Here is an 18,745-nt window from a genome sequence, read left to right as displayed (position 1 = left end):
CCCTCTCCTGCCGTAGTCTGCCGATCGCTGATCGATCGCGCCGAAATTCAGTTCCAACCTACACACCGAGTCCGACGCAGGAGTGCGGAGGACCGGGTCACCCGCGGTCGAGCAGGGGTGCCAGCGCGTCGAGGATCCGGCTGGCGAGAAGCGTTTTCGACGTCAACGGCAGCGCGGTCTCGGTCCCGGCCGCGCTGAGCAGCCAGCCGGTGTTGTCCTCGGTGCCGAATGCCTTGCCCGAACCGACCGGGTTCACAACCAGTAGGTCGCAGCCCTTGCGGGCGAATTTCGCCCGCCCGTGTTCCAATACCCCGCCGTTGTCGTCACCGGTCTCGGCGGCGAACCCGACGATGACCGTCGATGCCGGGATCTCGCCGCGCTTGCGGGCCTGGACCAACCCGGCGAGGATGTCGGGATTGGTCTCCAGCTCGATCGGCGCGGGCCCGGCGTCGCGTTTTTTGATTTTTGCCTCGGCGACGGCGAGCGGCCGGAAATCGGCGACCGCTGCGGCCATGATGACGACGTCGGCGGCCGCGGCGCGCGCGGACATCTCGTCGGACAGTTCCCGGGCACTGGCGATGGGAACGATCTGTACACCGGCCGGATCACCCGCCCCCGACGTGGAGCCGGCCACGATGGTGACCTCGGCACCGCGGGCCGCCGCGGCCCGCGCCAGCGCGAAGCCCTGTTTGCCCGAGCTGTGGTTGCCCAGATAGCGCACCGGGTCCAACGCCTCGCGGGTACCGCCGGCACTGATCAGGATGCGGACCCCGTCCAGGTCGAACGGAAGGGCCGTGGACTCGTCCAACAGCAGATCCCCGAGCAGGCCGATCTCACTCGGGTCGGGCAGGCGTCCGGCACCGCTGTCGGTCCCGGTCAACCGACCGCTGTCGGGGGGCATGACGATGGCGCCGCGTCGCCGCAGGAGCGCGACGTTGTCCACGGTGGCGGGGTGTTCCCACATCTCCGTGTGCATGGCCGGCACGAACAGGACCGGACAGCGCGCGGTCAACAGCGACGCGGTCAGCAGGTCGTCGGCGCGCCCGGCGGCGGCGCGGGCCAACAGGTCGGCGGTGGCCGGGGCGACGACGACCAGGTCGGCCGCCTGCCCGAGCCGCACGTGGGCGACTTCGTCGACGTTGTCGAAGACGGTGGTCGACACGGGGTGTCCGGACAGCGCCTCAAAGGTGGCGGCGCCGACGAAGTTCAGCGCCGAGGCGGTCGGTATGACGTGGACGTCGTGGCCCTGCTCGGTGAAGTGCCGGATGACCGAACAGACCTTGTAGGCGGCGATCCCCCCGCCCACACCGACGAGTACGCGCTTGCGCGCCGAAACGGCCATGCCCGGCGGGTTCGCTATTCGCCTTCGGTGTGCTCGAGCAGGTCGGCGTGGATCTCACGCATGGCGATGGACAGCGGCTTCTCGTGCATGCCCGGCTCGACCAGCGGGCCGATGAACTCGAGGATGCCGTCGCCGAGCTGGTTGTAGTAGTCGTTGATCTGGCGCGCCCGCTTGGCGGCGAAGATCACCAATGCGTACTTCGACGACACGCGGTCGAGCAGGTCGTCAATCGGCGGGTTGGTGATGCCCAGCGGGGTGTCGTACGCCGGTGCATCGGCGATCTCGGTGACATCAAGGTTCTGGGTGCTCACGCAAACTCCTGCTCAGGTTCTTAGGGACGTCCGACCAGCAAGGATACCAACCGGTCGGCGGTCGAGTCGACTTCGCTGTTCACCAGCGTGTGGTCGAAGGTGTGGGCGAGCTCCATCTCGGCCCTCGCCGTCTCCAACCGGCGCGCCACGACCTCGTCGGTTTCGGTGCCGCGACCGGTGAGTCGGGCCACCAATTCCTCCCACGTCGGAGGGGCCAGGAAGACCGTCTGCGCTTCCGGCAGGCGTTCGACGAGATTCTGCGCGCCCTGGATGTCGACCTCGATCAACACCGGAACCCCGGAGTCGAGGGCGGCGAGCACCGGTGCGGCGGGGGTCCCCGACCGCTGCAGTCCGCCGTGGATCTCGGCCCACTCGAGCAACTCGCCGTCGGCGATCATCGCGTCGAAGCGGTCGCGGGTCACGAAGTGGTAGTCGCGGCCGTCGGTTTCGCCGGGCCGCGGGTCGCGGGTCGTCGCGGACACGCTGAAGAACAGTTCGGGCAGCCGTTCGCGAACGGCGTTGACGACGGTCGACTTCCCGACAGCCGAGGGGCCGACCAGTACAACCAGTCGGCCCCTCGGCGTCGAAAGCTCAGGAGAGCGATCAGGCAAGGTCAAACTTCTCCAGAAGCGCCTTGCGCTGACGGTCGCCCAGGCCGCGCACGCGGCGGGTGGGGGCGATCTCCAGCTCGTCCATGATCTCGGCAGCCTTGACCTTGCCCACCTTGGGCAAAGCCTCGAGCAACGCCGAAACCTTCATCTTGCCGAGGATCTCGTCGTTCTCGGCGTCCTTGAGGACCTGCTTCAGGTCGGTGCCACCGCGCTTCAGGCGCTCCTTGAGCTCGGCGCGGGCCCGGCGGGCGGCCGCAGCCTTCTCCAACGCTGCTGCGCGCTGCTCATCGGTCAACTGGGGAAGGGCCACGAGATCCTCCGTAAATAGTGCTTGATCAGGGTCTGTCCGAGTCTGGCGACTCGTTCGGCTGCGACCCTACACCGGGTCGCCGCACTGCGTAGACGCTACCCAACCTGCTCCACCGGGACGAGGGGTACCCGGGCAAACTCCCAGGAAGGCCCTCCTGTAGGTTGCCCGAGCCCCGACCGTCGCCACCGGTCGCGGAAACGCTGCGGAATGCCGGTGTTTCCGCAGGTCAATCGGGGAATTCTCCGTTCCCCCGGACCTTTCCGACGACGGCGCACAGCGCACGTGCGCCGCGTCGTCGCGAGGGGCGCGCCCGGCCCAAACTACTTCCCGCAGAACCTGCTGTCAGTGGGCGTGTCGCGCTGGTCAGACGCCTGTGAGCGCCGTCTCGATGTCGTCGCGGGTGGCTTCGCAGGCTGCTCGCAGGGCCGCCACGTCGGGGCCGGCACGCAGGACGCCGCGCGAACTGGCGGGCAGCAGCCAACCCTGATCGGCACCACGGAACAGGTCGGGCAGATCGGCGGCCTGCGCCCCCTGGGCGCCGAGTCCCGGCGCCAGGATCACCCCACCGAGTGCGCCGAGGTCGAGCCCGTGGGCCCGGGTCGCCCCGACGACCACACCGACCGTCGCACGCCCGTCAGCGTTGATCTCAGCGGCATCGTCGACGATGGTCTGCCCGACCGTCGCACCACCGGCCTGGGCGAGTTGCAGCCCGGCACCCTCCGGATTCGATGTGCGGGCCAGCACGATGACCGCGCGCGACGTCTCGGCGGCCTGCGCCACCGCGGGCGACAGCGAGCCGAAGCCCAGGTATGGCGACGCGGTGACCGCGTCGGCGCACAGCGGCGACTCGTCGCCCAGCCAGGCCCGGGTATAGGCGGCCATGGTCGACCCGATGTCGCCGCGCTTGGCGTCGGCGAGGACCAGCGCCCCCGCATCCCGACAACCGGCGATGACCCGTTCCAACACCGCCATCCCGGCGGACCCGAAGGCCTCGAAGAACGCGACCTGCGGCTTGATCACCGCCGCGGTGGGCCCCAGCGCGCCTACGCAGACATCCCCGAACCGGGCGAGTCCCTCCGCCGATACCGGCAGGCCCCACTGCTCCAGCAGTTCCGGATGCGGGTCGATCCCGGCGCACAGGCGGCCGCGGGCCGCCACCGCCTCGCGGTACCGGCCGGCAAACCCGCCCGCGTCCGTCATCGCGCCGCCGCTCCGGGGCTGTTGACGAGGGCCGCATGGAGGTTCTGCAGCGAGTTCACGCCCAAGTCCCCGGTGAGCAGCGCCTCGATACCCTGCACGGCGGCGCTGGCCCCCTGCACCGTCGTGATGCACGGGATGGTGGCGCTCACCGCGGCGGTGCGGATCTCGTAGCCGTCGACGCGCGGACCGGAGTTGCCGAACGGCGTGTTGATGACCATCGCGACCTCGCCGTCGCGGATCTGGTCGACGATCGACCGCTCCCCCGCGGCAACCTCCGGGTCCGAGTGCTTACGCACCCGGGTACAGCTGATCCCGTTGCGCCGCAACATGTCTGCGGTCCCCTCGGTGGCCAGGATGTCGAAGCCGAGATCAGCCAGCCGCTTGACCGGGAACAACAGGGCCCGCTTGTCCTTGTTGGCGACGGAGACGAACACCGCCCCGGACTTGGGCAGCGAACCGTAGGCGGCGGTCTGCGACTTGGCGAAGGCCCGGCCGAAGTCACCGTCGATTCCCATCACCTCGCCGGTGGACTTCATCTCCGGACTCAGCAGGGAGTCGACGCCGGTGCCGTCGGCCCGACGGAACCGGTGGAACGGCAACACGGCCTCCTTGACCGCGATCGGTGCCTCGACCGGGGTGTTCCCACCGTCGCCGGACGCGGGCAGGATCTGCGCGGCGCGCAGCTCGGCGATGCTCTCCCCCATCATGACGCGGGCGCAGGCCTTGGCCAGCGGCACCGCGGTCGCCTTGGAGACGAAGGGCACGGTACGGCTGGCGCGCGGGTTCGCCTCGAGCACATAGAGGATGTCGTCCTTGAGTGCGTACTGGACGTTGATCAGGCCGCGCACGCCGATGCCGTGCGCCAGCGCCTCGGTGGCCGCGCGGACCGCTTCGAGGTCGGAGCGTCCGAGGGTCACCGGCGGCAACGCGCACGCGGAGTCGCCGGAGTGGATGCCGGCCTCCTCGATGTGCTCCATGATTCCGCCGAGGTAGACCTCGGTGCCGTCGCACAGGGCGTCGACGTCGATCTCCACCGCGTCTTCGAGGAAGCGGTCGACCAGGACCGGGTGGTCCGACGTCAGTTCCGTGGCCCGAGAGATGTAGTCGCGCAGCGACTCCTCGTCGTAGACGATCTCCATGCCGCGCCCGCCGAGCACGTACGACGGCCGCACCAGGACCGGGTAGCCGATCCGGTCGGCGACCTCGCGCGCCTCGTCGACGCTGGTCGCGGTGCCGAAGGCGGGGGCGGGCAGTCCGGCCTCGGTGAGCACCTTGCCGAATTCGCCGCGGTCCTCGGCCAGGTCGATGGCGTGGGGCGAGGTTCCGACGATGGGCACGCCGGCCTCGGCGAGCCGGTGGGCCAGGCCCAGCGGCGTTTGTCCGCCGAGTTGGACGATGACCCCGGCGACGGTCCCCGATTCGGACTCGGCGCGGTACACCTCGAGCACGTCTTCGAAGGTCAGCGGCTCGAAGTACAGCCGGTCGGCGGTGTCGTAGTCGGTGGACACCGTCTCCGGGTTGCAGTTGACCATCACCGTCTCGTACCCGGCCTGCGACAGCGTCAGGGCCGCATGCACACACGAGTAGTCGAATTCGATGCCCTGGCCGATGCGGTTGGGCCCGGAGCCGAGGATCAGCACCTTGGGCCGCTCGGTCTGCGGCGCGATCTCGCTGGTGGCCGCCGGGTCCAGCTCATACGTCGAGTAGTGGTACGGGGTGCGCGCCTCGAACTCTGCGGCACAGGTGTCCACCGTCTTGTACACCGGGTGGACGTCGAGCCGCTCGCGCAGCGCGGCGACCGCCGCCTCCGATCCCAGCTCCGCGTCGCCGGCGGCACTGCGCAGCGCGGCGATCTGCTTGTCCGACAGCCCGGTCGTCTTGGCCAACCGCAGAAGCGGCTCGTCGACGGCGTCGGCGTCGCGGACCTGCGCGCCGACCTCGCCGATCCAGGCGATCTCGGCGAGGAACCACGGGTCGATGGCGGTCGCCTCGTAGAGCTGTTCGATGCTCGCCCCGGCCTCCAGTGCCAACATGACGTCGTAGAAGCGTCCGTCCTTGGGGGTCCGCACCTTCTCCAGCAGCGCCGGCAGGTCGATCGTGGCGGGGTCGGCCCGGTCGGGCTCGGTCCAGAACCCGGCGGCCTTGGTCTCCAGCGACCGCAGCACCTTGCCGAAGGCCTCGCCGAAGCTGCGGCCCAGACTCATCGCCTCGCCCACCGACTTCATCGTGGTGGTCAGGGTGTCGTCGGCGCCGGGGAACTTCTCGAAGGCGAAACGGGGGGCCTTGACCACGACGTAGTCGAGCGTCGGCTCGAAACAGGCCGGCGTCTCCTTGGTGATGTCGTTGACGATCTCGTCGAGGCTGTAGCCGATGGCCAGCTTCGCCGCGATCTTGGCGATCGGGAAGCCGGTGGCCTTCGACGCCAGCGCCGAGGACCGCGACACGCGGGGATTCATCTCGATGACGACGAGGCGCCCGTCGCGCGGGTCCTGGGCGAACTGGATGTTGCAGCCGCCGGTGTCCACGCCGACTTCGCGCAGGATGTCGATCGACAGGTCGCGCATCTGTTGGTACTCGCGGTCGGTGAGCGTCATCGCCGGGGCGACGGTGACCGAGTCGCCGGTGTGCACGCCCACCGGGTCGACGTTCTCGATGGAGCAGACCACCACGACGTTGTCGCGGTTGTCGCGCATCAGTTCGAGCTCGTACTCCTTCCACCCGAGGATCGACTCCTCGATGAGCACGTTGGCAGTCGGCGATGCGGCCAATCCGCCGCCGGCGATCCGGTCGAGGTCCTTCTCGTCGTAGGCCATGCCCGATCCCAGCCCGCCCATGGTGAACGACGGCCGGACGACGACCGGGTAGCCCAGTTCCTCGACGGTCGCGCGGACCTCGTCCATCGTGTGGCACACCCGCGAGCGGGCGCTTTCGCCACCGACCGAGGCCACGATGTCCTTGAACATCTGCCGGTCCTCGCCGCGCTGAATGGCGTCGAAGTCGGCGCCGATCAGCTCGATGTCGTACTTCTCCAGCGAACCGCGGTCGTGCAGGGCGACGGCGGTGTTCAGCGCGGTCTGCCCGCCGAGCGTCGCGAGGACCGCGTCGATCGGGTGGCCGGCATCGCGCTCGGCCTCGATGACCTTCTCGACGAACTCCGGGGTGATCGGCTCGACGTACGTGGCGTCGGCGAACTCCGGGTCGGTCATGATGGTCGCCGGGTTGGAGTTGATCAGCGACACCCGCAGGCCCTCGGCCTTGAGCACGCGGCAGGCCTGGGTCCCGGAATAGTCGAACTCGCACGCCTGGCCGATGACGATCGGGCCCGACCCGATGACCAGGACGTGGTTGAGATCAGAACGGCGTGGCATCAGGAACGAGTCCCTTCCTGCTCGGTCTTCTCCTGTTTCGCCCGGTCCATGGCCGAGACGAACTTGTCGAAGAGGTTGGCGGCGTCGTGGGGGCCGGACGCGGCCTCGGGGTGGTATTGGACGGAGAAGGCCTTGCCGCTGAGGAGTTCCACTCCCTCGACGACGCCGTCGTTGGCGCAGACGTGGCTGACCCGGCCGCGGCCGAAGTCGGTGTCGAACTCGTCGCCGGCTTTGCCCTCGAGTGCGAAGCCGTGGTTCTGCGAGGTGATCGCCACCCGGCCGGTCTCGAGGTCGACGACGGGGATGTTGATCCCGCGGTGGCCGAACTTCAGCTTGTAGGTGGAGCGCCCCAGGGCGCGCCCGAGGATCTGGTTGCCGAAGCAGATGCCGAACATCGGCAGACCGGCGGCCAGCACCTCCCGGGTCAGCTCGACGGCGCGGTCGGCGGTCTGCGGGTCACCCGGACCGTTGGAGAGGAAGAAGCCGTCCGGGTTAAGCGCGGCCACATCGGCGTAGGTCGCGGTCGACGGCAGGACGTGCACCTGCACGCCGCGCGCGGCGAGCATGCGCGGCGTGTTGGCCTTGATGCCCAGGTCGATCGCGGCCACCGTGTAGCGCGGCTCACCGGCCGCCTGCACCACGTAGGGCTCGGTGGTGCTGACCTCGTCGGCCAGCGCGGCGCCGGCCATCGTCGGCTGGCTGCGCACCTGCTCGAGCATCTCCTCGTCGGAGCCCAGGGCGGGGCCGGAGAAGATGCCGGCGCGCATCGAGCCGTGGTCGCGCAGCACGCGCACCACCGCCCGGGTGTCGATCCCGGCGATGCCGACGACCCCCTGACCGACCAGCTCGTCCTCGAGGGTCGATCCGGCGCGCCAGTTGGAGACCCGGCGCGTGGGGTTGCGCACCGCGTATCCGGCGACCCAGATCTTGCCCGGGTCGTCGTGGTCCACGAACTCCGCCGACCAGCTGACCTCGGACCGCTTGCCCAGCAGCGACTCGGAATCCTCGGTGTTCCAGCCGGTGTTGCCGATCTGCGGGGCGGTGGCCACCAGGATCTGGCGGTGGTAGCTGGGGTCGGTGAGCGACTCCTGGTATCCGGTCATCGCGGTGCAGAACACCGCCTCGCCCAGAGTCTGCCCCACCGCACCGAATTCGGTGCCGGTGAAGACCTGGCCGTTCTCCAAGACCAGTTTCGCCGTCTTGGCCGCTGTTGCCGTCGTCGTCATATGCGCTCTCACTCCGCTGCTTCTGGGTCGGTGGTCTCGGTGGTGCCGGGGTAGGCGGCAAGCCAGTGGGGGTAGTCGTCCTTGTCGTCGGCGCGCAGGGCGCTGGTGATCTCCACCCCCGACGGCAGTCGCCAGTCGAACGCCAGCAGGCCGCCCGAATGCACGACCTTTCCGGCCGCGCGGGCGGTGGTGTGGACGCTGATCAGGGCGTCGTGCGGGATCCAGACGGTCGAGGCCCCGTGGCGTTCGATCGCCACGCCGTGGGTGTAGCCGGTGGCCGACGCGGCGGCCCGGTCGCCGAGGTCGTCGATGTGGATCCGCTGGATCCAGCCCTGGGTCGGTGTGGTCCCGACGTACAGGCCCGGCGTGGGGCCCACGACGAGTTCGCCGAATTCGGCCGGCGCCGCCGGGAACTCGCCGAATACCTCGGCCTGTTCGCGACCGCGTCGCGACGAGCCGGTGATCACCAGCCAGAGCAGCCAGCCGATGAAGACGAGGAAGGCCGCGACACCGGCGAGGAAGACGATGTTGACGACGAGGGTTCCGGTACTCACCAGCGCACCTGCCCGTCGAGTTGGGTGATCCGGCCGCGCAGCAGCGTGGCGGTGATCGTGGCCGGCATCGTCATCCCCTGGTACGGGGTGTTGCGGGACCGGCTGGCCAGGTCGTCGGGGACGACCTCCCACGCCCGGTCCGGGTCGACGAGGGCCAGCGTGGCCGGCTCGCCCACCGCGATGGGCCGGCCCTGGTCGGGCAGGCCGACGATCTGCGCCGGCCGCTCGCTCATCACCCGGGCCACACCGCGCCAGTCGAGCAGGCCGGGGACCACCATGGTGTCGACGATGATCGGCAGCGCCGTTTCCAGGCCGAGCATCCCGGGGCGGGCGACGGAGAACTCGCAACACTTGTCCTGCATCGCGTGCGGTGCGTGGTCGGTGGCGACGCAGTCGATGACGCCCTCCGCCAATGCCGCGCGCAGTGCCGCGGTGTCGCTCTCCTCGCGCAGCGGCGGGTTGACCCGGTTCACCCCGTCGTAGGTGTTGAGCCGCTCGTCGGTGAGCAACAGGTGGTGCGGAGTGACCTCGGCGGTGATCGAAATACCTTGGGCCCGAGCCCATTTCACCAGTTCCACGGTGCCGGCGGTCGAGGCGTGACAGATGTGGATGCGGGCGCCGGCGTCGCGCGCCAGCAAGGCGTCGCGGGCCACGATCGACTCTTCGGCGGCACGCGGCCAACCGGCCAGGCCGAGGCGGGCGGCGGTGGGCCCCTCGTGTGCCACCGCGCCGACCGTCAGCCGCGGCTCCTCCGCATGCTGGGCGATCAGCACGCCGAGCCCCGTCGCGTACTCCAGTGCGCGGCGCATCACCAGCGGGTCGTCGACGCAGATGCCGTCGTCGCTGAACATCTTGACCTTGGCCGCGCCGGCGGCCATCATCCCCATCTCGGCCAGCTGGCGGCCCTTCAGGCCCACCGTGACCGCGCCGACGGGGTGCACGTCCACCAGCCCGACCTCGCGGCCGGTGCGGTAGACGTTGTCGGTGATCGTCGCGTTGTCGGCGACCGGGTCGGTGTTGGCCATGGCGAACACCGCCGTGTAGCCGCCGCGGGCGGCCGCGGCCGATCCGGTGGCGATGGTCTCGGTGTCCTCGCGGCCGGGCTCGCGCAGATGGGTGTGCAGGTCGACGAATCCGGGCAGCAGGACCGCGCCGCGGCCGTCGATGATCTCGGCGCCCTCGGGTGCGGTGAGACCGGCGCCGATCTCGGCGATCGTCTCGCCGAGAACCAGCACGTCGACCTCGTCCTCGCCGTAGGGCCGCACCCGGCGCACCAGTACCGCCCCGCTGCCGATCACTGGGTCGCTCACTGGGCCGCCTCCACCTTGTCGTCTCCTCGTTGTTGATCCGAATCGGTCCCGACGAGCAGCCGCAGCAGCACCGCCATCCGGACGTGCACGCCGTTGCGCACCTGCTCGAGCACGGTTGCCTGCGGTGCGTCGGCCACCGAGTAGCCAATCTCCATGCCGCGCAACATCGGGCCCGGGTGCAGGACCACCCCGTCGTCGCCGAGGAGCCGCAGGCGGTCGTCGTTCAGCCCGTAGCGCACCGAGTACTCCCGGGTGCTCGGGAAGAATCCGCCGTTCATCCGCTCGGCCTGCACGCGCAGCATCATCACCGCGTCGGCCGACGGCAGTTGCGCGTCGAGGTCGTGGGCGACCGTGACCGGCCAGGTGTCGACGCCGACGGGCAGCAGCGTGGGCGGTGCGACCAGCACCACCTCCGCACCCAGGGTCGACAGCAGGTGCGCGTTGGAGCGGGCCACCCGCGAGTGCACGATGTCGCCGACGATCACCACCCGGCGGCCTTCGATGTCACCGAGGCGCTGGCGCAGAGTGAGGGCGTCGAGCAACGCCTGGGTGGGGTGTTCGTGGGTGCCGTCGCCGGCGTTGATCACCGCCGGGCCCGTCACCAGGCCCGCGTCGTCGGTCTCGGCGGTCCACTGCGCGATCTGCTGGGCGGCACCGGAGCTGGGGTGGCGCACGATCAGGGCGTCGGCCCCGGCCGCATGCAGGGTCTTCGCGGTGTCGCGCAGCGACTCTCCCTTGCCGACCGACGAACTGCTGGCGCTCACATTGATGACGTCGGCGCTCATCCACTTGCCGGCGACCTCGAACGAGACGCGGGTGCGGGTGGAGTTCTCGTAGAACACCGTCATCACGGTGCGCCCGCGCAGCGTGGGCAGCTTGCGGATCTCCCGGCCGAGCAGCGCCTGGGCGAACCCCTCGGCGTCGTCGAGGATCCCGAGCGCGTCGTCGCGGCTCAGGTCGGCGGTGGACAACAGGTGGCGCATCTCAGGCACTCCCCCCGGCCGTCGTGTCGCGTGGGCCGAGGACCACCTCGTCGACGCCGTCGGTCTCGGTGAAATGGACGGCGACGTCTTCGTCGCGGGCGGTGGGCAGGTTCTTCCCGACGTAGTCGGCGCGGATCGGCAGCTCGCGGTGGCCGCGGTCGACCAGGACGGCCAGCTGGACGGTGGCCGGCCGGCCGAGATCGCGCAGCGCGTCGAGGGCGGCGCGGACGGTACGGCCCGAGTAGAGGACGTCGTCGACGAGGATCACGTGGGCGTTGTCGATGCCGCCGGCGGGGACGGTGGTGCGCTCCAACGGGCGGTGCGGCTGGCCGCGCAGATCATCGCGGTAGAGCGTGGTGTCGAGGAAGCCGGTCGGGATCTCGATGCCGGAGAATTCGGCGACCTTCGCGGCGAAACGGCTGGCCAGGACCGGTCCGCGGGTGGGAATACCCAGCAGGACGACGTGCTTGTCGCCGTCGTCGTCGAGGGCGGTCTTCTCGATGATCTGGTGCGCGATTCGCGCGATCGTCCGATTCACATCGGCACTGTCGAGCAAGACTCTGCGGGCAGCGCTGGTCAAAGCAGCCGACCTCCTTCTCCGCCTCACGGGACGGATCGTTAAAGGATGTCTGTCGACTTCGAGGCTACACCGTGGCGTTACCGCCCGAGGCGTTGTGGGCGGGTGACGCTCAACACCGTGAGGTCGGGACTCTGGAATCCGGTGGCGAAGACCCGGCCGCTACGCGCATCGACGGCCACCGTGTGCGGACGGTCCCGGGTGCGGACCGTCGCAATGATGCGATCGCTGTCGAGGTCGAGGACCGAGATCGTCCGCTGGAACAGGTTGGCGGTGTAGGCCAACCGCCGGTTGGCGTCGATCGCAACGTTGACCGGGGTGGTTTTCGTCGCGATCCGCTTGACGATGGTCAGCGAATCCGGGTCGATGACCGCGATCTCGCCGGTGGCGAAGCTCGCCGCGTACACCCGGCCGGTGGCCGGGTCGACCGTGGGCCGACTGTTGAACGCGGTGGGGATCTTCTTGATGATCCGGTTGGTCGCCACGTCGATGACCGTCACGTAGTTCGCGGTCTTGCGCTTGGTGTCGGCGTTGCCCACGTACAGGCGACCGCGGGCGGAGTCGACCGACATCAGCGACGGCCGGAAGACGTCGCGCACCACCGCGATCTCGCGCCGGGTGGCGGTGTCCACGACGATGACGGCGTTGGCGTTGCTGTTGGCGATGAAGGCGTGCCCGGACTTCGGGTCGGCGGCAATGCCCATCACATGCTCGAGCGGGATGCTGGTGCGCACGACGTCGGCGGGTCCGGCCCGGCGCGCACCCATCGGCACGATGACGGCGGTGCCCGCCCGCGCACTCGAGGTCAACACCCGGCCGCGGACCGGGTCGACGGCCAGCCCGACCGGTACGTGCGGCATGGGCAGCGTGAGCGGGCCCATCGGTGTGGTCCGGTGCGGCACGCCGTTGTAGTCGATGGTGTGCGCGACGCGGCGCGTATCGGTGCCGACGACGGCCACCTTCGGCTTGAGCGGGTGCGGGTAAGGGAGGACCGCTCCGGTGGTGTCTTCCTTCTGGTTGTAGTCATCGCCGTCGGCGATGAAGACCGCCCGGCGACCGGGGTCCACCGCCAGCTCGGCACCCTCGGCGACGCCAGCCGACACCGTGGCCACCCGGTAGGGCACCGCGGCGGTGGGCGCCGCGTGCGTCGACGGCGAGACCAGCGTCAACGCCGGAAGGATGCCGATGGCCAGTGTCGCCGTACCGCGACGGAATTGTCCGATTCCCCGTGAAGTCACGAACCTGAGGCTAGCAGCGAAATTAGCCAACCCTAATTCGAGCTGGCGTGATCCCGCTCACGCCTCGTCGGTCGGCTCCGGCAGCACTGCCGCGGCGGCGGCGCGCACCTGCGGCGCGAGCTCGGCGATCTTGGCCAGCACGCCGTTGACGAAAGCCGGCGAGTTGTCGGTGGACAACTCCTTGGCGAGCTGGACCGCCTCGTCGACGATCACGACCGGGTCCACGTCGGCGACGTTGAACAACTCCCAGGTGGCCAGCCGCAGGATCGCACGATCGACGGCGGGCAGCCGGTCGAGCTGCCACTTGTCCAGATGCGACGCGATGACCGCGTCGACCTGGGCCTGGTCGGAGGCGACCCCGGCCACGGCGGTGGCGGTGTAGTCGTGGATCGTGCCGACACTGTCGTCGTCGACGAAAATCTTGCGCCGCTCGTCGATCAACTCGAGGGGCGACACGCCCTTCGCCTCGGCCTCGAACAGGAGGTCGACGGCACGATTGCGGGCTTTGTGCCGGGTACCGGAATGCTTCACGTCGGAAGGGCCGCCCTCGTCAGGAGTTGACGCGGCCGAGGTAGCTGCCGTCGCGCGAGTCGACCTTCAGCTTGTCGCCGGTGTTGATGAACAGCGGAACCTGGATCTCTGCGCCGCTCTCCATGGTGGCGGGCTTGGTGCCGCCGGTCGAGCGGTCGCCCTGCAGACCCGGGTCGGTGTGGGTGACCACCATCTCGACGGTGACCGGCAGTTCGATGAACAGCGGCGCACCCTCGTTGAGCGAGACCTGCACGGTCATGTTCTCCAGCAGGAACTGGGCACCGTCGCCGACGGTCTCCGGCGAGATCGCGAACTGCTCGAAGTCCTGGGTGTCCATGAAGACGTAGTCGGTGCCGTCGTTGTAGAGGAAGGTCATGTCGCGGCGGTCGACCGTGGCGGTCTCCACCTTCACGCCGGCGTTGAAGGTCTTGTCGACGATCTTGCCCGACAGCACGTTCTTGATCTTGGTGCGCACAAAGGCCGGGCCCTTACCGGGCTTGACGTGCTGGAACTCCAAGATCTGCCAGAGCTGGTCGTCCATCCTCAGCACGAGGCCGTTCTTGAAATCCGCAGTCGTCGCCATGGGCGTGCCTTTCTGTCATGCTTGTCGAGCTCGATGGTCCGCCGTGGACGTTCGGTCAGTCCAGGACGGTGAAAGTCCGGTCGGCAGCAGTGAGGATCCGGCAGGGCCCGTCAGACACGACAACCGTGTCCTCGATGCGGACACCTCCGCGTCCGGGCAGGTAGACCCCTGGTTCCACCGTCACCACTGCGCCGTCAAGCAGTGTACCCGCCGCCGTCGCACCCACCGACGGGGCTTCGTGGATCTGCAAACCGAGGCCGTGGCCGAGGCCGTGGACGAAGTCCTCGCCGTGTCCGGCATCGGCGATCACCGCGCGGGCCGCAGCATCGACGTCAGCCGCTCGGACCCCGGCACGAGCGGCTTCCCGCCCGGCCTGCGCAGCCCGGGCCACCAACTCGTAAATCTCGCGCTGCCACGGTTGTTCGTGTGACAGGACGAAGGTGCGCGTCATGTCCGAGTGGTAGCCGTCGACGACGGCACCGAAGTCGATCTTCACGAAATCACCCTCGGCCAGGAGCGCGTCGGTCGGCCGGTGGTGGGGCACCGCCGAGTTCGCCCCGGCGGCGACGATCGTCTCGAACGCAATCGCAGCCGCACCGTGGGCATACATGGCCCACTCCAAATCCCGGGCCACCTCCCGTTCGGTCCGGCCCGGGGCGATGGCGCCGGCGGCGATGAGCTGGGCCAGCGCCGCGTCGCCGACGGCGCAGGCGGCCGCGATGGCGTCCACCTCGCCCGGGTCTTTGACCTCGCGCAACCGCTCGACCAACCCCGTCGAGGCGACGAGGTCGACGTCGGGCACCGCCTCGCGCAGGGCTGCGTCGGCGGCCACCGTCACCGAGTCGGCCTCGATGGCGACCCGCCGCGCTCCGGCACCGGCCGCCTCCTGCAGGAGCACCGACGCGACCGCGCGCCCCGGGACCAGCGGCAGGTCGCCGGCCTGCTCGCCGACCTGGACCGTGTAGCGCCCGTCGGTGCTGATCGCATCGCGGCGCTGCTCCCCCGGTTCGGCCCAGACCAGCACCGCGCCGTTCGACCCGGTGAACCCGGAGAGGTAACGGACGTTGACCAGGTCGGTGACCAGGACCGCATCGACGTCGGACAGGGCGTCGCGCAGGCGGTCGCGGCGGGCGCGGTGGGGGCTGGTCGACGATGCTTCGCGGCTCATACCGCCACGGTAGTCGCGGATTTCGGGGCCGGGCCGCGGCGCGACGCGGCCGATCGGCACCCTGTGATTGGCTTCACTGCCGGCGACCGCTAGGCTGTTGCGCATGAGTGCGTGGATGCTGCGCGGCCTGGTGATGGGTGCGCTGACGACGGTGGCATGGGTGTTGGTCGGCGTGTTGATGACCGCGACGCCCACAATCGGCACCGTCTGGAAGATCGTGGCCCTCGCCCTGATCGTGCTTGCCGCGGTCGTCTGGGGTGGATACGACGGCATTCGCGACGCCCGGGCCAACCCCGATCCCGACGACTACGCCGACCTCACCATGGTGTGGCTCAAGGCGGGCTTCCTCGCCGCCGTCATCGCCGTGGTCATCGGCTGGATCGCCGGGATGACGCTGGTCCCGGGCATGCGCCCGGCGGGTCTCTTCGTGGTCCTGACCGCCGGGATCTCGTTCCTGACGCTCCTGGTGTACGTGCCGGCCTTCGCTGGTGTGGCCATCGGCCGGTGGCTGGTCCGCCGCGACGAGCGCAAGGCCGCCGACGCCGTCGCCGTGATCGACGAGGCGCAGGCCGCCTGAGCCGGTCTGATCAGTCGGCCGCCACCGCCGAGTAGGCGGCGGCGATCAGCGTCGGATCGGGTCCTTCCAATCGGCCGGGCTTGGCCAATCCGTCGAGGACCACGAACCGCAGGACACCCGACCGGTTCTTCTTGTCCCCGGCCATCCCCTTCATGAGGTCGCCGAGCGCATCGGCGTCGTAGGTGGTCGGCAGGCCGATCAGCTCCAGGATGGACCGATGCCGGTCGGCCGTCGCATCATCGAGACGCCCGGCCAGCCGCGCCAGTTCGGCGGCGAAGACCAACCCGACCGACACCGCCGCGCCGTGGCGCCAGCGGTAGCGCTCCCGACGCTCGATGGCGTGTCCGAGGGTGTGCCCATAGTTCAGGATTTCGCGCAGCGAGGACTCTTTCAGGTCGGCCGACACGACGTCGGCCTTCACCTGGACCGACCGCCGGATCAGCTCCGGGAGCACGTCGCCGGCGGTGTCGAGGGCCGCCACCGGATCCGCCTCGATCAGGTCGAGGATCGTCGGGTCCGCGATGAAGCCGGTCTTGATCACCTCGGCCATTCCCGCGATCACCTCGTTGCGCGGGACGGTCTCCAGGGTCGCGGTGTCGATGAGGACCGCGTCGGGCTCGTGGAACGAGCCCACCAGGTTCTTCCCGGCGTCGGTGTTGATCCCGGTCTTGCCGCCGACCGCGGCGTCGACCATCGCCAACAGGGTGGTGGGAATGTGGATGACCCCGATGCCACGCATCCAGGTGGCCGCGACGAAACCGGCCAGGTCGGTGGCCGCGCCGCCGCCCAGGCTGATGATCTTGTCGTTGCGCTTGAGGCCGATCCGGCCGCACACATCCCAGCAGAAGGCCGCGACCTGCAGGTCCTTGCCGGCCTCCGCATCGGGGATTTCCACCCGGTGCGCGTCGAACCCCTTGGCCGCCAGGAACTCCCGGATCTGCTCGGCCGTGGCCTGGAGCGGCGGTTGGTACAGGATGGCCACCGAGTCCGCCCCCTGCGCGGCCGCCGCGACGTCGTCGAGCAGGCCGCGGCCGATGGTGACCTGGTAGGGCGACGCGGCGTTGACGCCGATCCGAATGGGTTCGGTCATGAGGGATCGTCCTTTCGGGCACTCGGCCCGGTCTCGAGGGTGGCCAGGACCGCCTCGACCACGTCGGCGACCGACTGGTCGGCGTCGACGGTGGCCGCGGCCAGCGTGTCGTACAGGGCCGCGCGCTCGTGCAGCAGCGCGGCGTAGGTGCCCCGCGGGTCGTCGCCGGCGAGCAGGGGGCGGTCCGAACCCGCGACCCGCGCGAAACCGGCCGCCGGGGACACCCGCAGGTACACCAGGTGGTGACCGGCGAGTGCGGCACGGATGGCCGGGACCGTCACCGACCCGCCGCCGAGGGCGACGACGCCGTCGAATTCATCGAGCACGCGGGTCACGGTCGCCGCCTCCAGGGCGCGAAAGGCCTGCTCGCCGTCGGTGGCGAAGATGTCGGGGATGCGCCGGCCGGTGTCGCGTTCGAGTTCGACATCGGTGTCGAGGAAGCCGACGCCCAGGCGGTTGGCCACCGTCCGGCCCACCGACGACTTGCCGGCGCCCATGAACCCGGCGAGCACCACGACCGGTCGACGACCGGCGGTGTCCGTCCCGGCGCTCCCGCTCACGGTCGCGGCGGGCGTGCCGCGATCCGCGACTGGTACGCCTGCAGGTTCGCCGCGGTCTCGGTGATCGAGTCGCCGCCGAACTTCTCCAACAGCGCCTGCGCGACCACGAGGGCCACCATCGCCTCGGCGACCACTCCCGCTGCCGGTACCGCGCACACGTCGGATCGTTGGTGGATGGCGCTGGCGGTCTCCCCCGTCGCCATGTCGACGGTGGCCAGCGCCCGCGGGACCGTCGAGATCGGCTTCATCGCCGCGCGCACGCGCAACGACTGACCGTTGGTCATGCCGCCCTCGAGGCCGCCGGCCCGGTTGGTCGAGCGCGTGACGCCGTCTGGTCCGGGCACCATCTCGTCGTGTGCCCGGCTCCCGCGACGGCGGGCGGTGGCGAATCCGTCGCCCACCTCGACGCCCTTGATGGCCTGGATGCCCATGAGTGCGCCGGCCAGGCGGGCGTCGAGCCGCGTCTCCCCGCTGATGTGGGAGCCGAGGCCGATCGGGACGCCGGTGGCGACGACCTCGACGACGCCACCCAACGTGTCGCCGTCCTTCTTGGCCGCCTCGATCTCGGCGATCATCGACGCCTCGGCCGCCTCGCCGAAGGCCCGGACCGGGCTCTCGTCGATCGCGGCGAGGTCGTCGGCGTCGGGGGCCGGTCCGTCGTAGGGGTCGCTGGCACCGATCGAGATGACGTGCGACACGACCTCGATCCCGGCGACCTGCCGCAGGAACTGCCGCGCGACGGTACCCGCGGCGACCCGCGCCGCGGTCTCGCGCGCACTGGCCCGCTCCAGGATCGGGCGCGCGTCGTCGAACCCGTACTTGAGCATGCCGGCGTAATCGGCGTGGCCGGGCCGGGGCCGGGTGAGCGGCGCGTTGCGCGCGCTTTCGGCCAGTTGCTCGTCGTCGACCGGGTCCGACGCCATGACCTGGTCCCACTTGGGCCACTCGGTATTGCCGATCTCGATGGCGATCGGGCTGCCCAGGGTCAGGCCGTGGCGCAGCCCGGCCAACACCGTCACCTCGTCGGCCTCGAATTTCATCCGGGCCCCGCGCCCATAGCCGAGGCGGCGCCGGGCCAATTGCTCGGCGATATCGGCGGTGGTCACCTCCACTCCGGCGACCATTCCCTCCACGAGCGCCACCAAGGCGCGCCCGTGCGATTCTCCTGAGGTGATCCAGCGCAACACGGTTCCCAATTCTTCCATG

Annotated in this window: 19 protein-coding genes; 1 reads left to right on the top strand and 18 read right to left on the bottom strand. The window is 70.0% G+C overall.

Annotated features, from left to right (window positions below; all coding sequences use genetic code 11):
- Window positions 1-97: 97 nt before the first annotated feature.
- The 15 genes from coaBC to nbrcactino_RS09670 form a co-directional block, all read right to left on the bottom strand.
- Complete coding sequence (gene coaBC / locus nbrcactino_RS09740; protein ID WP_161927165.1) at window positions 98-1,342, bottom strand: bifunctional phosphopantothenoylcysteine decarboxylase/phosphopantothenate--cysteine ligase CoaBC; 1,245 nt, start codon at window positions 1,340-1,342, stop codon at window positions 98-100.
- Between the two features lie 14 nt (window positions 1,343-1,356).
- On the bottom strand, window positions 1,357-1,653 hold the full coding sequence (gene rpoZ / locus nbrcactino_RS09735; protein WP_161927164.1) for a DNA-directed RNA polymerase subunit omega: 297 nt from the start codon (window positions 1,651-1,653) through the stop codon (window positions 1,357-1,359).
- A gap of 20 nt (window positions 1,654-1,673) precedes the next feature.
- A complete protein-coding gene (gene gmk, locus nbrcactino_RS09730) occupies window positions 1,674-2,264 on the bottom strand; it encodes a guanylate kinase (protein ID WP_161927163.1) in 591 nt (196 codons plus the stop codon).
- Complete coding sequence (mihF, locus tag nbrcactino_RS09725; protein WP_161927162.1) at window positions 2,257-2,574, bottom strand: integration host factor, actinobacterial type; 318 nt, start codon at window positions 2,572-2,574, stop codon at window positions 2,257-2,259. Before mihF ends, gmk begins: the two co-directional genes overlap by 8 nt.
- Window positions 2,575-2,937: 363 nt before the next feature.
- Window positions 2,938-3,774, bottom strand: a complete 837-nt coding sequence (pyrF, locus tag nbrcactino_RS09720; protein WP_161927161.1) for an orotidine-5'-phosphate decarboxylase — start codon at window positions 3,772-3,774, stop codon at window positions 2,938-2,940.
- Complete coding sequence (carB, locus tag nbrcactino_RS09715; protein ID WP_161927160.1) at window positions 3,771-7,142, bottom strand: carbamoyl-phosphate synthase large subunit; 3,372 nt, start codon at window positions 7,140-7,142, stop codon at window positions 3,771-3,773. The genes pyrF and carB overlap by 4 nt, the downstream gene beginning before the upstream one ends.
- Complete coding sequence (gene carA / locus nbrcactino_RS09710; protein WP_161927697.1) at window positions 7,142-8,368, bottom strand: glutamine-hydrolyzing carbamoyl-phosphate synthase small subunit; 1,227 nt, start codon at window positions 8,366-8,368, stop codon at window positions 7,142-7,144. Before carA ends, carB begins: the two co-directional genes overlap by 1 nt.
- A gap of 8 nt (window positions 8,369-8,376) precedes the next feature.
- Entirely contained in the window at window positions 8,377-8,922 is a 546-nt protein-coding gene (locus nbrcactino_RS09705) for a PH-like domain-containing protein (protein WP_228460759.1), read from the bottom strand.
- Window positions 8,919-10,232 (bottom strand): dihydroorotase, encoded by a 1,314-nt coding sequence (locus tag nbrcactino_RS09700; RefSeq protein WP_228460758.1) that lies wholly within the window; start codon window positions 10,230-10,232, stop codon window positions 8,919-8,921. Before nbrcactino_RS09700 ends, nbrcactino_RS09705 begins: the two co-directional genes overlap by 4 nt.
- Window positions 10,229-11,215 carry an aspartate carbamoyltransferase catalytic subunit gene (locus nbrcactino_RS09695; protein WP_161927159.1) on the bottom strand — a complete coding sequence of 329 codons (987 nt, stop codon included), beginning with the start codon at window positions 11,213-11,215 and terminating at the stop codon, window positions 10,229-10,231. Before nbrcactino_RS09695 ends, nbrcactino_RS09700 begins: the two co-directional genes overlap by 4 nt.
- A gap of 1 nt (window position 11,216) precedes the next feature.
- Window positions 11,217-11,795 (bottom strand): bifunctional pyr operon transcriptional regulator/uracil phosphoribosyltransferase PyrR, encoded by a 579-nt coding sequence (pyrR, locus tag nbrcactino_RS09690; RefSeq protein WP_161927158.1) that lies wholly within the window; start codon window positions 11,793-11,795, stop codon window positions 11,217-11,219.
- A gap of 77 nt (window positions 11,796-11,872) precedes the next feature.
- Window positions 11,873-13,030 carry a YncE family protein gene (locus nbrcactino_RS09685; protein WP_161927157.1) on the bottom strand — a complete coding sequence of 386 codons (1,158 nt, stop codon included), beginning with the start codon at window positions 13,028-13,030 and terminating at the stop codon, window positions 11,873-11,875.
- A 57-nt stretch (window positions 13,031-13,087) separates the two neighbouring features.
- Window positions 13,088-13,561 (bottom strand): transcription antitermination factor NusB, encoded by a 474-nt coding sequence (gene nusB / locus nbrcactino_RS09680; RefSeq protein ID WP_161927156.1) that lies wholly within the window; start codon window positions 13,559-13,561, stop codon window positions 13,088-13,090.
- A gap of 19 nt (window positions 13,562-13,580) precedes the next feature.
- Window positions 13,581-14,144 (bottom strand): elongation factor P, encoded by a 564-nt coding sequence (gene efp / locus nbrcactino_RS09675; RefSeq protein ID WP_161927155.1) that lies wholly within the window; start codon window positions 14,142-14,144, stop codon window positions 13,581-13,583.
- A 55-nt stretch (window positions 14,145-14,199) separates the two neighbouring features.
- A complete protein-coding gene (locus nbrcactino_RS09670) occupies window positions 14,200-15,312 on the bottom strand; it encodes an aminopeptidase P family protein (protein WP_161927154.1) in 1,113 nt (370 codons plus the stop codon).
- A 103-nt stretch (window positions 15,313-15,415) separates the two neighbouring features.
- Here nbrcactino_RS09670 and nbrcactino_RS09665 point away from each other — a divergent pair, with 103 nt between their 5' ends.
- Window positions 15,416-15,889: a B-4DMT family transporter gene (locus tag nbrcactino_RS09665; RefSeq protein ID WP_228460757.1), complete on the top strand. Its 474-nt coding sequence runs from the start codon at window positions 15,416-15,418 to the stop codon at window positions 15,887-15,889.
- Window positions 15,890-15,899: 10 nt separating this feature from the next.
- Here nbrcactino_RS09665 and aroB read toward each other — a convergent pair whose 3' ends face one another.
- From aroB to aroC, 3 genes are read right to left on the bottom strand one after another with little or no spacing between them, the layout of a single operon-like run.
- A complete protein-coding gene (aroB, locus tag nbrcactino_RS09660) occupies window positions 15,900-16,979 on the bottom strand; it encodes a 3-dehydroquinate synthase (protein WP_161927153.1) in 1,080 nt (359 codons plus the stop codon).
- A complete protein-coding gene (locus nbrcactino_RS09655; protein WP_161927693.1) occupies window positions 16,976-17,476 on the bottom strand; it encodes a shikimate kinase in 501 nt (166 codons plus the stop codon). The genes aroB and nbrcactino_RS09655 overlap by 4 nt, the downstream gene beginning before the upstream one ends.
- Window positions 17,477-17,535: 59 nt before the next feature.
- Window positions 17,536-18,744 carry a chorismate synthase gene (gene aroC, locus nbrcactino_RS09650; RefSeq protein ID WP_161927152.1) on the bottom strand — a complete coding sequence of 403 codons (1,209 nt, stop codon included), beginning with the start codon at window positions 18,742-18,744 and terminating at the stop codon, window positions 17,536-17,538.
- Window position 18,745 lies beyond the last annotated feature (1 nt).

The organism is Gordonia crocea (assembly GCF_009932435.1).
Lineage (GTDB): Bacteria > Actinomycetota > Actinomycetes > Mycobacteriales > Mycobacteriaceae > Gordonia > Gordonia crocea.
The sequence above is the reverse complement of the archived record's forward strand: the minus strand, read 5'-3'. Positions and strand labels throughout refer to the sequence as shown.

Bases quoted from the DNA above. Each gene is read 5' to 3' on its own strand.
- carA (WP_161927697.1), bottom strand. From the start codon at position 8,368: ATGACGACGACGGCAACAGCGGCCAAGACGGCGAAACTGGTCTTGGAG.
- nbrcactino_RS09665 (WP_228460757.1), top strand. From the start codon at position 15,416: ATGAGTGCGTGGATGCTGCGCGGCCTGGTGATGGGTGCGCTGACGACG.
- pyrF (WP_161927161.1), bottom strand. From the start codon at position 3,774: ATGACGGACGCGGGCGGGTTTGCCGGCCGGTACCGCGAGGCGGTGGCG.
- nbrcactino_RS09695 (WP_161927159.1), bottom strand. From the start codon at position 11,215: ATGCGCCACCTGTTGTCCACCGCCGACCTGAGCCGCGACGACGCGCTC.
- efp (WP_161927155.1), bottom strand. From the start codon at position 14,144: ATGGCGACGACTGCGGATTTCAAGAACGGCCTCGTGCTGAGGATGGAC.
- nbrcactino_RS09655 (WP_161927693.1), bottom strand. From the start codon at position 17,476: ATGGGCGCCGGCAAGTCGTCGGTGGGCCGGACGGTGGCCAACCGCCTG.
- coaBC (WP_161927165.1), bottom strand. From the start codon at position 1,342: ATGGCCGTTTCGGCGCGCAAGCGCGTACTCGTCGGTGTGGGCGGGGGG.
- aroB (WP_161927153.1), bottom strand. From the start codon at position 16,979: ATGACCGAACCCATTCGGATCGGCGTCAACGCCGCGTCGCCCTACCAG.
- aroC (WP_161927152.1), bottom strand. From the start codon at position 18,744: ATGGAAGAATTGGGAACCGTGTTGCGCTGGATCACCTCAGGAGAATCG.
- nbrcactino_RS09670 (WP_161927154.1), bottom strand. From the start codon at position 15,312: ATGAGCCGCGAAGCATCGTCGACCAGCCCCCACCGCGCCCGCCGCGAC.
- carB (WP_161927160.1), bottom strand. From the start codon at position 7,142: ATGCCACGCCGTTCTGATCTCAACCACGTCCTGGTCATCGGGTCGGGC.